The sequence below is a fragment of the Streptomyces sp. NPDC058307 genome, from assembly GCF_042880295.1.
Classification (GTDB): domain Bacteria; phylum Actinomycetota; class Actinomycetes; order Streptomycetales; family Streptomycetaceae; genus Streptomyces.
Window position 1 is genome coordinate 91,032 of sequence record NZ_JBHVYZ010000006.1, and the last position, 16,123, is coordinate 107,154.

Sequence of the window (16,123 nt, forward strand, 5' to 3'; positions counted from 1 at the left end):
TGCGGCGCGGTTGGTGAAGGTGACGGCGAGCACGCTGGAGGGCTGGAGGATCCCGGCCCGGACGCCGTAGGCGATGCGGTGGGTGATCGCCCGGGTCTTGCCGGTGCCTGCGCCCGCCAGTACGCACACCGGCCCGTGCAGGGCGGTGGCCACCTCTCGCTGCTCGGGGTCCAGCCCTTCGAGCACCGCGTCGGCCGAGTCCGGTGTGTGCGGGAAGAGCGTGGAGTGCGTTGCTGCTGTCACACGGCCATGCTGCCAGGTCGGCGGGGACGGGTGAGCCGGTTGTCCACAGGCAGGTAGCCGCAGTCGTACTAATGCGGCAGGCGTCACCTGGCCGGGCACCCCCGGGGCGGGAATGGCGCCCCGGTCGCATACGTTCCCCGTAGGACGGCCTCGTCCCCGAGCCACCGAAGGAGCGCGCGAGACATGCAGGGCACTGTGACGATGTACAGCACCACCTGGTGCGGTTACTGCCAGCGGCTGAAGAAGCAGCTGGACCGCGAGGGCATCGCGTACACCGAGATCAACATCGAGCAGGACCCGGCGTCCGCGGCTTTCGTGGAGAAGGCGAACGGCGGGAATCAGACGGTTCCGACCGTACTTTTCGCAGACGGCTCGACGCTCACGAACCCGTCGCTGGCGCAGGTGAAGCAGAAGATCAGCGCGTAAGCGCGTGACCATGGAGGCGGTTCCTGAGACAACTCAGGAACCGCCTTCTTGTGGTTTGTCCCACACCGCCGTGTAGCGCCACAGCAGTCGGCGCCGGTATCGGCAGCCGGGCAGGAGACGGCGGGCGGCCCTGCGGGCCTCGCCCCAGTGCATGGCCGAGTCCTCGATGGGCATACCGGCCGGGGCTCGCTTGCCACCCTGCTTGCGCCTGAGGAACAGCGAGACGGGCACGCCACAGCCGCTGATCACCCAGTCCAGCCCTGTCTTGTTGTACGCCATCCCGACGATCACCAGCCGTCCGCCGGGGGCCAGCAGCCGGACCAGGCCGGCGACCGCGTCCTCGAAGGACGCGTGATGCACCACTGCGACCGCGCTGACGAAGTCGTACTTGCCCTCGGGGAGGGCCGTTGCGTCGAGGTAGTCCGCCTCCAGGAACGTGGTGTTCCCGGAGGCGGCCGCGCGTGCCTGCCGGATCATCTCCGGTGAGCGGTCGACGCCCGTGACGGACGCGGCCTTGTGAGCCAGCTTGCGGGCAAGCAGTCCGTCCCCGCACCCGACGTCCAAGGCCTCCCGGCAGCCGTCGGGGACCGCGTCGAGCACCAAGGGGTGGTAGTGGACGTTGTGGTTCCAGTACGGGTCGGGCATGCCCTTCCTCTCAGACGAAGCTCCTCGTCGGCAACGGCTTGCCGTACCAGAGTTCGATCAGACGGGCCGCGATGGAGATGCCGTACGGCGGCAGGACCTCGCCGGACTCGAAGGCGGCCTGGAGGTCGTCGCGGGAGAACCAGCGGGCCTCGTGGATCTCGTCGCCGTCGACGTCGATGTCGGTGGAGGTGGCGCGGGCCATGAAGCCGAGCATGAGGCTGGAGGGGAACGGCCAGGGCTGGCTGGCGACGTACTCGACCGGGCCGACGGTGATGCCGGCCTCCTCGAAGACCTCGCGGCGCACCGACTGCTCGATGGACTCGCCCGGTTCGACGAAGCCGGCCAGCGTCGAGAAGCGGCCCTCGGGCCAGTGCACCTGGCGGCCCAGCAGGATGCGGTCCTCGTCGTCCGTGACGGCCATGATCACGGCCGGGTCGGTACGCGGGTAGTGCTCGGCGCCGCAGGCCTGGCAGCGGCGGATGTGGCCGGCCGCGGCGATGACGGTGCGCTCGCCGCAGCGGGAGCAGAAGCGGTGGGTGCGCTGCCAGTTCTCCAGGCCGACCGCGTGCACCATCAGGCCCGCCTCGCGCGCGGACAGCAGCAGGCCTGCCTCGCGCAGTCCGGCGGGGCGTGCGGACTGGTCGATGCGGCCGGGCAGGGCGTCCTTCTGGAGGGCGAAGTAGCGGACGCCGTCCTCGTCGATGCCGAGGAAGTAGCGGTGCGCCTCGGTGAGCGGGGCCTCGAAGGACGGGGTCATGACGAGTTCGGTACGGCCGTCAGCCGTCTCGTCGATGAGGACCTGACCTCCGGAGACCACGAAGCAGCGGGTCGTGGGGTGGCTCCACGCCGCCGCGAGCCAGGCCTCGTCGAGCCGGTGGTGCGCGGCGCGGTCGATGCCGCTGGGGGCGGTGAGCGAGACAGGACGGTCGGCGGTGTGGTCGGTCCAGGTGGTCACGGGTGCTTCCAACTCCCCCGGTGCAGCGGATTGTTTCGGCGGGCGGTTCGGTGGGACGTACGGCGGAGGGCGGCCGGGCCCGGCGGGGGCTTCGTGGTGCGGGGCGGCCCTTTCAGTGTGCCCCGCGCGCTGCCGGTCCGGGCGGCGCGGGACCGTCAGGGCGCATGGTTCCAGTGCTCGGCGAGATCACCCCACAGGTACGCGGCGGTCTCGACGCCCTTGAGCAGCAGATCGAGCTCGACCTTTTCGTTCGGCGCGTGCCAGCCGTCGGAGGGCACGGAGATGCCGAGGAACAGCACGGGTGCGCCGAGGACTTCCTGGAGGTCGGCGGCCGGGCCCGAGCCGCCCTCGCGGGTGAAGCGGACCGGCTGGTCGAAGGCGCGGCCCATGGCCCGCACGACGGACGTGAGGGCCGGGTGGTCCAGCGGGGTCAGGCACGGGCGGGTGGCGGCGCCGAAAGTGATCTCCTGCCGGATCCCGGCGGGCACCTGTTCGACGGCCCAGGCGCGGACGGCCTTCTCGATGTGCCCGGGGTCCTGGCCGGCCACCAGCCGGAAGGAGAGTTTGACCATCGCGGAGGACGGGACGATGGTCTTGCTGCCGGGGCCCTGGTAGCCGCCGCCGATGCCGTTGACCTCGGCGGTGGGGCGGGCCCAGATCCGCTCCAGGGTGGTGTGTCCGGCCTCGCCGTGGGCGGCGTGCGACTTGGCGGTGCGCAGCCACTGCTCCTCGTCGAAGGGCAGTTCGGCGAAGAGCTCCCGCTCGCGGTCGGTGAGTTCGGCGATGCCGTCGTAGAAGCCGGGGACCGCCACGCGCGCGTGCTCGTCGTGCAGCGCGGCGACGAGGCGGGCGGCGGCCGTGGCCGGGTTGGGGACGGCGCCGCCGAAGGAGCCGGAGTGGATGTCCTGCTCGGGGCCGTACAGGCGGATCTCGCACTCGGCGAGGCCGCGCATGCCGGTGCACACGGTGGGGGTGTCCTCGGCCCACATGCCGGTGTCGGAGACGATCACGGCGTCGGCGGCGAGCCGGTCGGCGCGCTCCTCGACCAAGGCGCGGAAGTGCGGGGAGCCGGACTCCTCCTCGCCCTCGACGAGCAGCTTCAGGTGCACCGCGGGGGCGGTGCGGCCGGTGGCGGCGAGGTGGGCGCGGACGCCGAGGGTGTGGAAGAAGACCTGGCCCTTGTCGTCGGCCGCCCCGCGCGCGTAGAGACGGTTGTCGCGGACGACCGGCTCGAAGGGTTCGCTGTCCCAGCCGTCCTCGCGGGCGGCGGGCTGCACGTCGTGATGGCCGTAGACGAGGACCGTGGGTGCCGCGGGGTCCTCGGCGGGCCAGTGGGCGAAGACGGCGGGGGCGCCCGGGGTCTCCCAGACCTCGGCCGTGGGGAAGCCGGTCTCCTTGAGCTTGGCGGCGAGCCAGTCGGCGCTGCGGCGTACATCGGGTCCGTGGCCGGGCTGGGCCGAGACGGACGGGATGCGCAGCCATTCGGCGAGGTCGTCGAGGAAGGCGGCGCGGTGCTGCTCGATGTACGTACGGACAGCGCTGACGACACTGTCAACGGGTTGGCTCATGGTCATGAGCCTATCGGCCCGCACCGACATCCTCGGTGGGCGGTTCCTCACAGTTCGCCGGCTCGAAGCCGTCCGACCGCCCTCCCGGCTCCTGGGTGAGCAGCCGCTCCAGGGCGGCCCGGTCCGGCAGGTTCCTGGGCCGTACGACGTCTCCGGTGCGGACGTACAGGAACGCCGCCGTGACCGATTCCACAGGCACGCCCTGCCGCTCGGCCCAGGCCAGCCGGTACACGGCGAGCTGCAGGGGGTCGGCGGTGCGGGTGCGGCCGGTCTTCCAGTCGACGATCTCGTACGTCGTGGTGTCCCCGTCGCCGTGCCGGTAGACCGCGTCGATACGGCCCCGGACCACGCGGCCCGCGATGGCGAGCTGGAAGGGAGTCTCGAGGCGGTAGGGGGTGCGGTGGGCGTACTCGGTGCGCTCGAAGGCGTCCTTGAGGGCTTCCAGGTCGCGTTCGTCGGCGATCTCAGCGTCGCTGCCGGGCAGGTCGTCGGGCTCCAGCATGGGCAGGGTCAGGGCTTCGAAGCGGGCCTCGACCCAGGCGTGGAAGCGGGTGCCCTGACGTGCGGCGGGTTGTGGAGGGCGCGGCATGGGGCGCGCGAGTTCCTGCGCGAGCCCGTCGGGGTCGGCGGCCAGGCGGAGCACCTGGGACGCGGTGAGCGACGCGGGCAGGGGCACGTCGGTGACTGCCTGCCGCGTGCGCAGCAGTTCACCGGTGAGGGCGTCGAGGTCGCGGTCCCAGGAGGCGATGGCGCGGGCCTCCTCGGGAGTGAGGGGTTCCGGTTCCGCGGGGTGGGGGCGTGCCCGCGCGGTGGGGATCTCCGGAGCGGCGGCCTGGTGCGGGACGGCGGGGCGGGCCGTCGTGAAGCTGTCCCAGTCGTCGGGGACGTCCGCCCCGGCGGTCTCGTCCTCGAAGGGGGACTCCTCGGCGTACAGCGGCTCGTCGTCGTCCGGCGGCGGGGGCCAGTCGGGATCGTCGTAGGTGTCCGGGTCGTGTACGGCCGCGGGGTGGGCGTCCGGGTGGGCGGCGAGGTCCTCCAGGTGGTCCAGGACCGTCTGGGCGGCCGCCCGGCGTCGGACGAGGGCCGTGTCGTCCAGGGGAAGGGGCCAGATCTGGTCCTCGGTCCGGCTGTGCAGCGCGGGGTTCTCCTCGTCCTCGGCGGGCTCGTCGGCCCATGCCTCGATCTCGCCGTGGCCGGCCGTGCAGTGGTCGTGCAGGGCCTGGAGGAAGCCGGAGGGACCCCGGGGCTTCTTCTGGGTGGGCCCCCACCAGTGGCCGGAGCCGAGCAGGAGGGAGCGGGGGCGGGTGAAGGTGACGTAGCCGAGGCGGAGTTCCTCGGTGTGCTGGTGGTCCTTCATGGCCTCATGAAAGGCCTTCATACCCCGTGCGTCCCAGGAGGTGACGTCGGGGAGGGTGTCTCTGTCGCCGCGCAGCGCGTGCGGCAGCACCTTGCCCTGAGCGGTCCACTTCTCGCGGCCCTGGCTGCTCGGGAACGTCCCGGTGACCAGGCCGGGGACGGCGACGACGTCCCACTCCAGGCCCTTGGACTTGTGCGCGGTGAGCACCTTGACGGTGTTCTCGCCGCCGGGCAGGGCGTTGTCGAGGCCCTTCTCGTACTGCGCGGCGGTGCGCAGGAAGGCGAGGAAGGCGAGGAGGCTCGCCTCGTTGTCCCCGGCCGCGAAGGAGGCGGCGACGTCGAGGAAGTTGGACAGGGTCTCGCGGCGGCGGGCGGCCAACGCGTGCGGGGACGCCGAGAGTTCGACCTCCAGGCCGGTGATGGCGAGGACGCGGTGCAGGACGTCCATCAGGGGGTCGGCGAGCGAGCGGCGCAGGTCGCGCAGTTCGGCGGCCAGACGCGCGAACCGGACGCGCGCGTCCGGTGAGAAGGGCAGCCCGTCGTCGTCCTCGTCGTCGCTGTAGAGAGGCGTCTCCAGGAAGGTCTCCAGGGCGTCGGCGAGCGATATCACCTCGGCCGGATCGACCCCCTCGACGGCCTCGGCGAGCCGGCGGTCGGGGTCGTCGTCGCCGTCCACACGTGTGTGGGACACCAGACGCCGGGCGCGCCTGCCGAGGAGAGCGAGGTCGCGCGGACCGATGCGCCAGCGCGGGCCGGTCAGCAGGCGGACCAGGGAGGCGTTGGCGCCGGGATCCTGGAGGACCTCGCAGACGGCGACCAGGTCGGCGATCTCGGGCAGGTGCAGCAGGCCCGAGAGCCCGACCACCTCCACCGGTACGTCCCGCTCGACGAGGGCGCCCTGGATCTCGGCGAAGTCGGTCGCCGTGCGGCACAGGACGGCGATCTCGCCGGGCGCCTTCCCGGTCCGTACGAGATGGGCGATCGAGTCCGCGAGCCACTCCATCTCCTCGGCGTGGGTGGACAGGAGGGCGCAGCGCACCATGCCGTCGCGTTCGGCGCCGGGGGCCGGGCGGAGGGCCTCCACGCCCGCGTGCATGGCGCGCAGGGGCTCGGCGAGGTCGTTGGCGAGGTCGAGGAGGCGGCCGCCGCTGCGGCGGTTCTCGCTGAGCGCCTGGCGGGTGGCGGGGCGGCCGTCTGGGTGGGCGAAGTGCTCGGGGAAGTCGTCGAGGTTGGCGACGGAGGCTCCCCGCCAGCCGTAGATGGCCTGGCAGGGGTCGCCGACGGCGGTGACCGGGTGGCCGGTGCCTCCGCCGAACAGACCCGCCAGCAGGACGCGCTGGGCGACCGAGGTGTCCTGGTACTCGTCGAGCAGCACCACCCGGAACTCGTCCCGCAGGATGCCGCCCACCTCGGGAGTCCCCGCGAGGCGCGCGGACAGGGCGATCTGGTCGCCGAAGTCGAGCAGGTCGCGTTCGCGTTTGGCGGCGCGGTAGCGGACGACCAGGTCGGCGAGTTCACGGCGGGCGGCGGCCGCCTCGGGGACCTTGCGCAGGGCGTCGTTCGTGAGCTTGGCGCCCTGGAGGCTCAGCAGCAGCTGGGCGTCGTGGGCCCGCACCTGCTCGGGGCGGACCAGGTGCTCGGCGAGTTCGGCGTCGAGGGTGAGGAGGTCGCTGACCAGGTCGGCGAAGGAGCGGGTCAGGGCCGGGTAGGGGCCGGGGGCCTCGCGCAGCACGCGCGCGGCGAGCTGGTAGCGGGTGGCGTCGGCGAGGAGGCGGGAGGTCGGTTCGAGGCCGATGCGCAGGCCGTGGTCGGTCAGCAGGCGGCCCGCGAACGCGTGGTAGGTGGAGATCACGGGCTCGCCCGGCGGGTTGTCCGGGTCGATGACGTCGGGGTCGGTGACGCCCGCCTTGACGAGTGCCTTGCGGACGCGCTCGGCGAGTTCACCGGCGGCCTTGTTGGTGAACGTGAGGCCGAGGACCTGTTCGGGGGCGACCTGGCCGGTGCCGACCAGCCAGACCACGCGGGCCGCCATCACCGTCGTCTTGCCCGAGCCGGCGCCGGCCACGATCACCTGCGGGGCGGGCGGCGCGGTGATGCAGGCCGTCTGCTCCGGGGTGAACGGGATGCCGAGGAGCTCCTTGAGCTGATCGGGATCGGTGATACGGGCGGGCATGTCGCAGAGGCTAGCGGCGTCCACTGACAGTCGAGGACGAATCGCCCTTCGAGCCAGAGGATGCGCAGGTCAGCACGCGTGGTGCGACTGATCACACCGGCATGCTCACCTCACTCCACGACCTGCCGTCCCTCCGGCTGGACGCTGCACGACGCCCGGAACGCGCAGTGGCTGCAGTGCTGGCCGGCGCTCGGTGTGAACCGTTCGTCGAGGACCTTTCCGGCCGCCGTGGCCAGCAGGTCGCCGACCCACTCCCCCTCCAGCGGCTCCTGCGCCTGCACCTTCGGCAGCGTCTCGCCGCCGTCCCGCTTGGGGGCGCCCTGCCGCAGGTGGACGAGTTCGGCGCCGCCCGGCTCGGGCCGTACGCCGTCGAAGGCCTCGTCGACCGCGCCCTCGCGGACGGCGAGCTGGTAGACGGCGAGCTGGGGGTGGCGTTCGACTTCGGCGGAAGTCACCGGCTGCTTGCCGGTCTTGAAGTCGACGACATAGGCGCGTCCCTCGCCGTCGGTCTCGACGCGGTCCATCTGGCCGCGGATGCGCACCTCGACCTCGCCCGCCTCGAGGGTGACGTCGAAGTCGTGCTCACTGGCCACCGGCGTGCGGCCGGTGCGGTCCATCACGTGCCACTTCAGGAAGCGTTCGAGCGCCACGCGCGCGTTCTCCTTCTCCTGCGCCGACTTCCAGGGCGCGTCGAAGGCGAGCGCGTTCCACACGGAGTCGAGGCGCTCCATGAGGACGTCGAGGTCGGCGGGGGTGTGTCCGGAGGCCACCTCGTCGGCTAGGACGTGCACGACGTTGCCGAAGCCCTGGGCGACCGTCGCGGGCGCGTCCGCCTTCACCTCGCGGCCCAGGAACCACTGCAGGGCACAGGTGTTGGCGAGCTGGTCGAGGGCGCTGCCGGAGAGCACGACGGGCTGGTCGCGGTTGCGCAGCGGCACCTTGGACTCGGTCGGCTCGAACATGCCCCACCAGCGGTAGGGGTGCGCCGAGGGGACGAGCGGGCGGCCGTCCTCGTCGGCGAGGGCGGCGAGCCGGGCCAGTCGACGGGCGGCGGCCTTCCTCAGGGTGTCGGAGACGCGCGGATCGACGGTGGTGGCGCGGAGTTCCGCGACCAGGGCGGCGACCGACAGGGGTCGGCGCGGGCGGCCGGTCACGTCCTTGGGTTCGACGCCGAGTTCGGTCAGGAACCGGGAGGGCTGGTCGCCGTCGTCGGCCGGTGCCTTCACCGCCGTGACCACGAGTCGCTCACGCGCACGCGTGGCGGCCACGTAGAACAGGCGGCGCTCCTCGGCGAGCAGGGCGCCCGGAGTGAGCGGTTCGGCGAGTCCGTCCCGGCCGATGCGGTCGGCCTCCAGGAGGGAGCCGCGGCGGCGCAGGTCCGGCCACAGGCCCTCCTGGACGCCCGCGACGACGACCAGCCGCCACTCCAGGCCCTTGGAGCGGTGCGCGGTCATCAGGCGGACGGCGTCGGGGCGTACGGCACGCCGGGTGAGGGTGTCGGCGGCGATGTCCTCGGCGTCGATCTCCTCCAGGAAGTTCAGGGCGCCGCGGCCTCCGGTGCGCTCCTCCGCGCGCGCGGCCGTCGCGAACAGCGCGCACACGGCGTCGAGATCACGATCCGCGTTGCGTCCCGCGGCACCGCCGCGCCGGGCGGCCCGCTCCAGGCGCCCCGGCCACGGTGTGCCCTCCCACAGGTCCCACAGCGCCTCCTCGGCGCTGCCGCCGTTCGCGAGGCGCTCGCGGGCCTTGCCGAGCAGCGCGCCGAGCCGCTGGGCTCCACGCGCGTACGCGGGATCGTGCACGGCCAGACGTTCGGGCTCGGCGAGCGCCCGCGCGAGCAGCACGTCGGAGGGCGGCGGCAGCGGGTTGCCCGCGGCCCGCTCCTCGTCCCGCAGGGCCCGCCCGAGGCGGCGCAGGTCGGCGGCGTCCATGCCGGCGAGGGGGGAGGCGAGGAGGGTGAGGGCGGTCTCGGTGTCGAGCCAGGAAAGCTCCGCCGGCGGTGCCTGGGAATCCGACAGCGCCTCCTCAGGAGAGACTTCCTCGTCCGCCGACGGTTCCTCGGACGCGGCTTCCTCGTCCGACGGCCGTTCCTCGGACGCGCCGCCCTCGTCGGGCCGTACCTCTTCAGGCTCTACGGCACTCCCCGCTGCCTCCGCCGTGGCCACCGCCTTGAGAGCCGTCAGCAGTGGTGCGACCGCGGGCTCGTGCCGCAGTGGCAGGTCGTCGCCGTCGATGTCCAGGGGTACGCCGGCCGCGGTGAGCGCGCGGCGCACCGTCGGGATCGTGCGTGAGCCCGCGCGGACCAGGACGGCCATCTCGCCCCAGGGCACGCCGTCCTCCAGGTGTGCCCTGCGCAGGATGTCCGCGATGTTGTCCAGTTCCGTGCCGGAGGTCGGGTAGGTGAAGACCTCGACGCGCCCGCCCTCGCGGACCGGGGCGAGCTCACGATGGGCGCGGACCTTCTCGGCCGGCAGCCGGGTCAGGGGCATGCGCTGGGTCACCAGGCGGGTCGCGGCCAGCAGGCCAGCGCCGGAGCGGCGGGAGGTGCGCAGGACCTCGACGGGGGCCGTGCGGCCGTCCGCGCGCGGGAAGGCGTACGGGAAGTCGAGGATGCCGTTCACATCCGCGCCCCGGAACGCGTAGATCGACTGGTCGGGGTCGCCGAAGGCCACGAGGGTGCGGCCACTCCCGGCGAGCGCCTGCAGCAGCCGTACCTGGGCCGGGTCGGTGTCCTGGTACTCGTCGACGAACACGGCGTCGTACTGGGCGGCGAGTCGCTCGGCCACCTCGGGGCGGCGGGCGAGGAGCACCGCGCGGTGGACGAGTTCGGCGTAGTCGAGGACGCCCTGCAGGTCGAGGACGTCGAGGTACTCGGCGAGGAAGGCGGCCGCGGCCCGCCAGTCGGGGCGGCCGATACGGCGGGCGAAGGCGTCCAGGGCGCCGGGTCCGAGGCCCAGTTCGCGGCTGCGGGCGAGGACCGCGCGGACCTCGTCGGCGAAGCCACGGGTGGTCAGGCAGGCGCGCAGTTCGTCCGGCCAGCGCACGTGCGCGAGGCCGAGCCGCTCCAGGTCGGGCTGGCCGGCCAGCAGTCCGCGCACGGTGACGTCCTGCTCGGGTCCCGACAGCAGCCGCAGCGGTTCCACGAACAGGTCGCTGTCCTGGTGGGCGCGGACCAGGGCGTAGCAGAACGAGTGGAAGGTCGTCGCCTGCGGGGCGCGCGCCGCTCCTATGCGCAGTGCCATGCGGTCGCGCAGTTCGACGGCCGCCTTGCGGCTGAACGTCAGCACGAGCACGCGCGCGGGGTCCCCTCCACGGGCGATTCGCGACGCCACCGACTCGACGAGCGTGGTGGTCTTCCCGGTGCCCGGACCTGCGAGAACGAGCAGAGGACCGCTTGCGTGCTCAACCACGGCGCGCTGTGCGGCGTCCAGACGAGGGGGATCCACGCGGGCCGGTGGGGTACGCACCAGTCGATAAGCGCCACGGGTCCCCTGTCGCACCTGGGAGTGCGACAGACGCCTGGTGGAGGAAGAGGAGCTCACGTGGTTCGCCGGTCCTGGTGGGTGTGCTGTTGGGCGGCCCGCCGCGCGTGGAGGGCGGTGGGCGGGGGGTGAGGGGGACGTGTGCAGGCGACGCTACGCCGACGCCAAGCGTGGAAGCAGGGCTTCCGCTTCTTCCCGCGCGACCCGTAGGACCCCTACGGCCCACGCGACGCTTGCGACTCGTATGTCCCTCACCCCACGAACGTACGGCATGCCACAGATGTGCCCTGTTTCCCCCGTACGGGCCTCAGGGTGCTCCCGGGCCCGCGGGATGGCGGAAGCTGTCAGGTGTGACCCTCCGCCCGATCGCCGCCGTCCCAGCGCGCCCGCCTCATGTCGAGACGGGGCAGATGGCCCTCGGCGGCTCTGCTCGCCTCCTTCAGGGGCGTGCCCTCGGCACGGTACCGGTCAAGGGCCCGCAGTTCGTGCCCCGGAAGCAGGACGCCGTCGGCGCGGACCACACGCCACCAGGCGACGGCTCCCCCGTACAGGGCCATGACCCGGCCCACCTGGCGGGGGCCGCCCTCCTCCAGCCACTCGGCGACGTCGCCGTACGTCATGACGCGCCCGGGCGGAATGCGTTCGGCGACGTCGAGGACCCGCTCGGCGTACTCCGGCAGCGCGTCCGCGTACTCCGGGTGGGCGTCCGCGTACTCCGGGTGGGCATCCTGAGGAAGGCTCTGCTCGCTCATCCGCCCCATCCTGCACCACCCCACCGACAATGTGACGGGCTCGCGACCGTGCGTATCCCTCGCCCGGGGACAGCGCTTCCGGCAGACTGTGCGCCCCCGCATGTGCACCCTGACATCCCCGTGTGTCGGTGGGGCATGCCACCATCGTGCGGGCGGTGACTGGTGATACGAGATCAAGAAGAGACGATGAAGCCACAGGGTGTGCACCCGGAGGGCGCCGAGAGCACCTCTGACGCTTCGTCGCGCCCCGACACCGCCGACGCGGACGGCAAGGACACCGACGACTGCGTCGAGGAGGTGCACGCCGACGAGGTCGAGAGCGACGAACCGCTGCTCCCCGCGCGCGTGCACCGGCCCTCCGATCTGATGCGGCTGCTGGTCGGCGTGCTGGCCGTCGTGGTGCTGCTCGCGATCGCCGCTTTCGCGCATGGCACCACCTCGGGTCTCGAACAGGACATCAACAAGGGCACCGGGCAGGCGCCCGACCTGCTCATCAAGATCGCCGGTCTCGCCTCCAGCATCGCGATCCTCCTGGTCCCGGTCGCGTTCGCGATCGAACGGCTGATCAAGCGTGACGGGCTGCGGATCGCCGACGGTGTGCTCGCCGCGGTCCTCGCCCACGGTGTGACGCTCGCCACCGACCTGTGGGTCGCCAAGGGCGCGAGCTCGATCCAGGAGGCGCTCACCCAGCCCTCCCCCGGTGACATCCACGCCCTCACCGACCCGGTGCACGGCTATCTGGCGCCCGTCATCGCCTATATGACGGCCGTCGGCATGTCCCGCAGGCCGCGCTGGCGGGCGGTGCTGTGGATCGTGCTGATGCTCGACGCGTTCTCGATGCTCGTCACCGGCTACACCACACCGTTCTCGATCATCCTGACGGTGCTGATCGGCTGGACGGTCGCCTACGGGACGCTGTACGCGGTCGGCTCGCCCAATGTCCGGCCCACCGGGCAGACGCTGATCGCGGGCCTGCGGACCGTCGGCTTCCACCCGGTCAGCGCGGCCCGCGAGGAGGTTTCGGAGACCGCGGAGAACGGCGACCGCGGCCGGCGCTACTTCGTCACCCTGGAGGACGGTCCGCCGCTGGACGTGACCGTGGTCGACCGGGAGCAGCAGGCGCAGGGCTTCTTCTACCGCGTGTGGCGCAATCTCACGCTGCGCGGCTTCGCCACCCGCAGCAGCCTCCAGTCGCTCAGGCAGGCGCTGGAGCAGGAGGCGCTGCTCGCCTACGCGGCGATCGCTGCCGGCGCCAACGCGCCCAAGCTGATCGCCACCTCCGAACTCGGTCCCGACGCCGTGATGCTCGTCTACGAGCACACCGGCGGGCGCACGCTCGAGTCGCTGGCCGAGGACGAGATCACCGACGACCTGCTGCGCAACACCTGGCGTCAGGTGCAGGCGCTGCAGTCGCGGCGCATCGCGCACCGCAGGCTCGCGGGTGACGCGATCGTGGTGGATCGTTCCGGCGCGGTGATCCTCACCGATCTGCGCGGTGGTGAGATCGCGGCGAGCACCCTGCTGCTGCGCATGGACGTCGCCCAGCTGGTGACGACCCTGGGCCTCCTGGCGGGCGCGGAACGCGCGGTGGCCTCGGCGGTCAGCATCCTCGGCCCCGACGCCGTGGCCGACTGTCTGCCGATGCTCCAGCCCATCGCGCTGACGCGCTCCACGCGCGCGACGCTGCGCAGACTGGCCCGAGAGCGGGCCCAGCGCGAGCGCGAGGCCGTCCTCGAGGCGTCCCATCAGGCCAAGCAGGCACGTCTGGAGGAAGCGCCGGACGACACCGGGCCCGTACTCGCAAAGCCCGACAAGAAGGCCGTCAAGGCGGAGGCGCGGGCGGAGAAGCGGGCCATCGACGACGCCATCGAGGAGGCGCGCGAGGAGGACCTGCTGACCCAGATCCGCCACCAGGTGCTGCTGATCAGGCCGCAGGCGCCGGTCGAACCGGCCCGTCTGGAGCGGGTGAAGCCGCGCACCCTGATGAGCTTCATCGCGGGTGCCATCGGCGCGTACTTCCTGCTGACGCAGCTCACCCACATCGAGTTCGGGCCCCTCGTCGCCAACGCCGAGTGGGGCTGGGTCGCCGCGGCCGTGCTGTTCTCGGCGGCCAGCTACTTCGCCGCGGCCATGGCGCTGCTGGGCTTCGTGCCCGAACGGGTGGGGTTCCTGCGGACGGTCGCGGCCCAGGTCGCCGGTTCGTTCGTGAAGATCGTCGCACCGGCCGCGGTCGGCGGTGTGGCACTGAACACGCGCTTCCTGCAACGCCAGGGCGTGCGGCCTGGGCTCGCGGTCGCGAGTGTCGGGGCCTCGCAGTTGTTCGGGCTCGGCTGTCACATCCTGATGCTGCTGTCCTTCGGCTACCTGACCGGTACCGAGAAGACGCCGTCGCTGTCGCCGTCCCGGACCGTCATCGCGGGTCTGCTGACCGTGGCGGTGCTCGTGCTTGTGGTCACCTCGGTGCCGTTCCTCAGGAAGTTCGTCGTCACGCGCGTGAGGTCGCTGTTCGCGGGTGTCGTGCCGCGCATGCTGGACGTGCTCCAGCGCCCGCAGAAGCTGGTCACCGGCATCGGCGGCATGCTGCTTCTGACGGCCTGCTTCGTGATGTGCCTGGACGCCTCGATCCGCGCCTTCGGCCAGGAGGGGACGTCGCTCAGCATCGCCAGCGTCGCCGTCGTCTTCCTCGCCGGCAACGCGCTCGGGTCGGCGGCCCCGACACCGGGCGGTGTGGGCGCGGTGGAGGCCACGTTGACGGTCGGTCTGATCGCCGTGGGCCTCCCCAAGGAGGTCGCCGCACCGGCTGTCCTGCTGTTCCGTCTGCTGACGCTGTGGCTGCCGGTGCTGCCGGGCTGGCTGGCCTTCAACCAACTGTCCCGCAAGGGCGCGCTGTAGCGCGGGCCGCCTGACCGCGGCACGTACCTCGTACGGCTCGCGCCCCGAGCGCGCCCACGCGCGCGACCGCAGGATGGGATCATGCCGAACCCCTCTCACCTGCGCGTCGCCGCCCTGACCGCCACCGCCGTTCTCCTGACCTCCGTGCTGGCGGGCTGCGGCGACGACTCCCAGGACGAGGACCTGTCGGCCCAGGAACTGAGCTGGAAGGACTGCCCGGCCCCCTCCCCGGCCGAGGGCGGCGGTGACGCCCCTTCGCCGCTGCCGGGTGGCGAGAAGTGGCAGTGCGCCACCCTCAAGGCCCCTCTCGACTGGGCGAAGCCCAAGGGCGACACGATCGGCCTCGCGCTGATCCGGGCCAGGGCCAGCGGCGCCGAGGACAAGCGCATCGGCTCGCTGGTCTTCAACTTCGGCGGCCCCGGCGGTTCGGGCGTCACCACGCTGCCCGCCTTCGGCCCGGACTACGCGAAACTGCGCACCCGTTACGACCTGGTGAGCTTCGACCCCCGCGGGGTGGGCCGCAGCGCCCCGGTGGAGTGCCTGAACGACCCCCAGCTCGATGTGTACTTCGAGCAGGACGGCACCCCGGACGACTCGGCCGAGCGCGCCTCGCTGCTGGACAACACCAAGGAGTTCAACGCGGCCTGCGAGGAGAACTCCGGGAAGATGCTGCCGCATGTCCGCACGACCGACGCGGCCCGCGACATGGACCTGATGCGCCAGGTCCTCGGCGACGCCAAGCTGTACTACTTCGGCATCTCCTACGGCACCGAACTCGGCGGCGTCTACGCCCACCTGTTCCCGAAGCGGGTGGGGCGCGCGGTCTTCGACGCGGTCGTCGATCCGACGCAGAACAGCGAGCAGGGTGCGCTCGGACAGGCCGAGGGCTTCCAGCTCGCGCTCGACAACTTCGCCGAGGACTGCACCTCCCAGCCCACGGACTGCCCCGTCGGCGACACCGCGCAGGACGTCAGGAACCGCATCGCGAAGCTGCTGGCCGACCTCGACCGGAGGCCGATCCCCGGTATCGGGCAGCGGGTGCTGACCCAGACCGCCGCGACCAACGGCATCACGCAGGCCCTGTACTCGAAGGATTTCTGGGAGTACCTCACCGAGGGCCTGGAGCAGGCGTACAACGGCGACGGGAGGGTCCTGATGCTGCTGTCCGACTCGCTGAACGGGCGCAGCGAGAACGGCGAGTACAGCAACCTCACCGCGGCCAACATCTCCATCAACTGCGCCGACGACAAGTCCCGGTACACCACCGCCCAGGTCGAGCGGAAGCTGCCCGAGTTCCGTGCCGCGTCACCGCTGTTCGGCGACTCCATGGCCTGGTCGATGGTGACCTGCACCGACTGGGCCGTGCCGGGAGCCGCCGACCATCCCGACGTGAGCGCCACCGGCTCGGCGCCGATCCTGGTCGTGGGCAACACCGGGGACCCGGCGACCCCGTACGAGGGCGCCCGGAAGATGGTGGAGGCGCTCGGTGCGGGCGTCGGCGTCGAGCTGACGTACAAGGGACAGGGGCACGGGGCGTACGACAGCAAGAACAAGTGCGTCCAGGACGCGGTGAACGGCTATCTCCTCAACGGGAAGGTACCGACGGCCGGGACCGTCTGCTCGTAGCGCAC

Annotated in this window: 10 protein-coding genes; 3 read left to right on the forward strand and 7 right to left on the reverse strand. The window is 72.3% G+C overall.

Annotated elements, in window-relative coordinates:
• Nucleotides 1–243, reverse strand: a 243-nt coding sequence (locus ACFVYN_RS06955; protein WP_389993602.1) for a UvrD-helicase domain-containing protein, incomplete at its 3' end; no start/stop codon positions are given.
• 183 nt (nucleotides 244–426) lie between these two features.
• On the opposite strand from ACFVYN_RS06955, the gene ACFVYN_RS06960 reads away from it, so the two are divergent.
• Nucleotides 427–669, forward strand: coding sequence for a mycoredoxin (locus tag ACFVYN_RS06960; protein WP_037719776.1), 243 nt, complete (start codon nucleotides 427–429; stop codon nucleotides 667–669).
• Between the two features lie 33 nt (nucleotides 670–702).
• On the opposite strand, the gene ACFVYN_RS06965 is transcribed toward ACFVYN_RS06960, so the two are convergent.
• The 6 genes from ACFVYN_RS06965 to ACFVYN_RS06990 all read right to left on the reverse strand — a co-directional run bounded on the left by ACFVYN_RS06965 (nucleotide 703) and on the right by ACFVYN_RS06990 (nucleotide 11,600).
• Nucleotides 703–1,314: a class I SAM-dependent methyltransferase gene (locus ACFVYN_RS06965; RefSeq protein WP_389993605.1), complete on the reverse strand. Its 612-nt coding sequence runs from the start codon at nucleotides 1,312–1,314 to the stop codon at nucleotides 703–705.
• Nucleotides 1,315–1,324: 10 nt separating this feature from the next.
• On the reverse strand, nucleotides 1,325–2,269 hold the full coding sequence (gene nudC / locus ACFVYN_RS06970) for an NAD(+) diphosphatase (RefSeq protein WP_389993608.1): 945 nt from the start codon (nucleotides 2,267–2,269) through the stop codon (nucleotides 1,325–1,327).
• Nucleotides 2,270–2,424: 155 nt separating this feature from the next.
• Complete coding sequence (locus ACFVYN_RS06975) at nucleotides 2,425–3,837, reverse strand: dipeptidase (RefSeq protein WP_389993611.1); 1,413 nt, start codon at nucleotides 3,835–3,837, stop codon at nucleotides 2,425–2,427.
• A gap of 10 nt (nucleotides 3,838–3,847) precedes the next feature.
• Entirely contained in the window at nucleotides 3,848–7,366 is a 3,519-nt protein-coding gene (locus ACFVYN_RS06980) for a UvrD-helicase domain-containing protein (RefSeq protein ID WP_389993614.1), read from the reverse strand.
• Nucleotides 7,367–7,476: 110 nt separating this feature from the next.
• Nucleotides 7,477–10,908 carry an ATP-dependent helicase gene (locus tag ACFVYN_RS06985; protein ID WP_389993617.1) on the reverse strand — a complete coding sequence of 1,144 codons (3,432 nt, stop codon included), beginning with the start codon at nucleotides 10,906–10,908 and terminating at the stop codon, nucleotides 7,477–7,479.
• Nucleotides 10,909–11,192: 284 nt separating this feature from the next.
• On the reverse strand, nucleotides 11,193–11,600 hold the full coding sequence (locus tag ACFVYN_RS06990; RefSeq protein WP_389993619.1) for an MGMT family protein: 408 nt from the start codon (nucleotides 11,598–11,600) through the stop codon (nucleotides 11,193–11,195).
• Nucleotides 11,601–11,786: 186 nt separating this feature from the next.
• On the opposite strand from ACFVYN_RS06990, the gene ACFVYN_RS06995 reads away from it, so the two are divergent.
• Together ACFVYN_RS06995 and ACFVYN_RS07000 are read left to right on the forward strand one after the other, a co-directional pair.
• Nucleotides 11,787–14,492, forward strand: coding sequence for a lysylphosphatidylglycerol synthase domain-containing protein (locus ACFVYN_RS06995; protein ID WP_389993622.1), 2,706 nt, complete (start codon nucleotides 11,787–11,789; stop codon nucleotides 14,490–14,492).
• A gap of 81 nt (nucleotides 14,493–14,573) precedes the next feature.
• Nucleotides 14,574–16,118, forward strand: a complete 1,545-nt coding sequence (locus tag ACFVYN_RS07000; protein ID WP_389993625.1) for an alpha/beta hydrolase — start codon at nucleotides 14,574–14,576, stop codon at nucleotides 16,116–16,118.
• Nucleotides 16,119–16,123 lie beyond the last annotated feature (5 nt).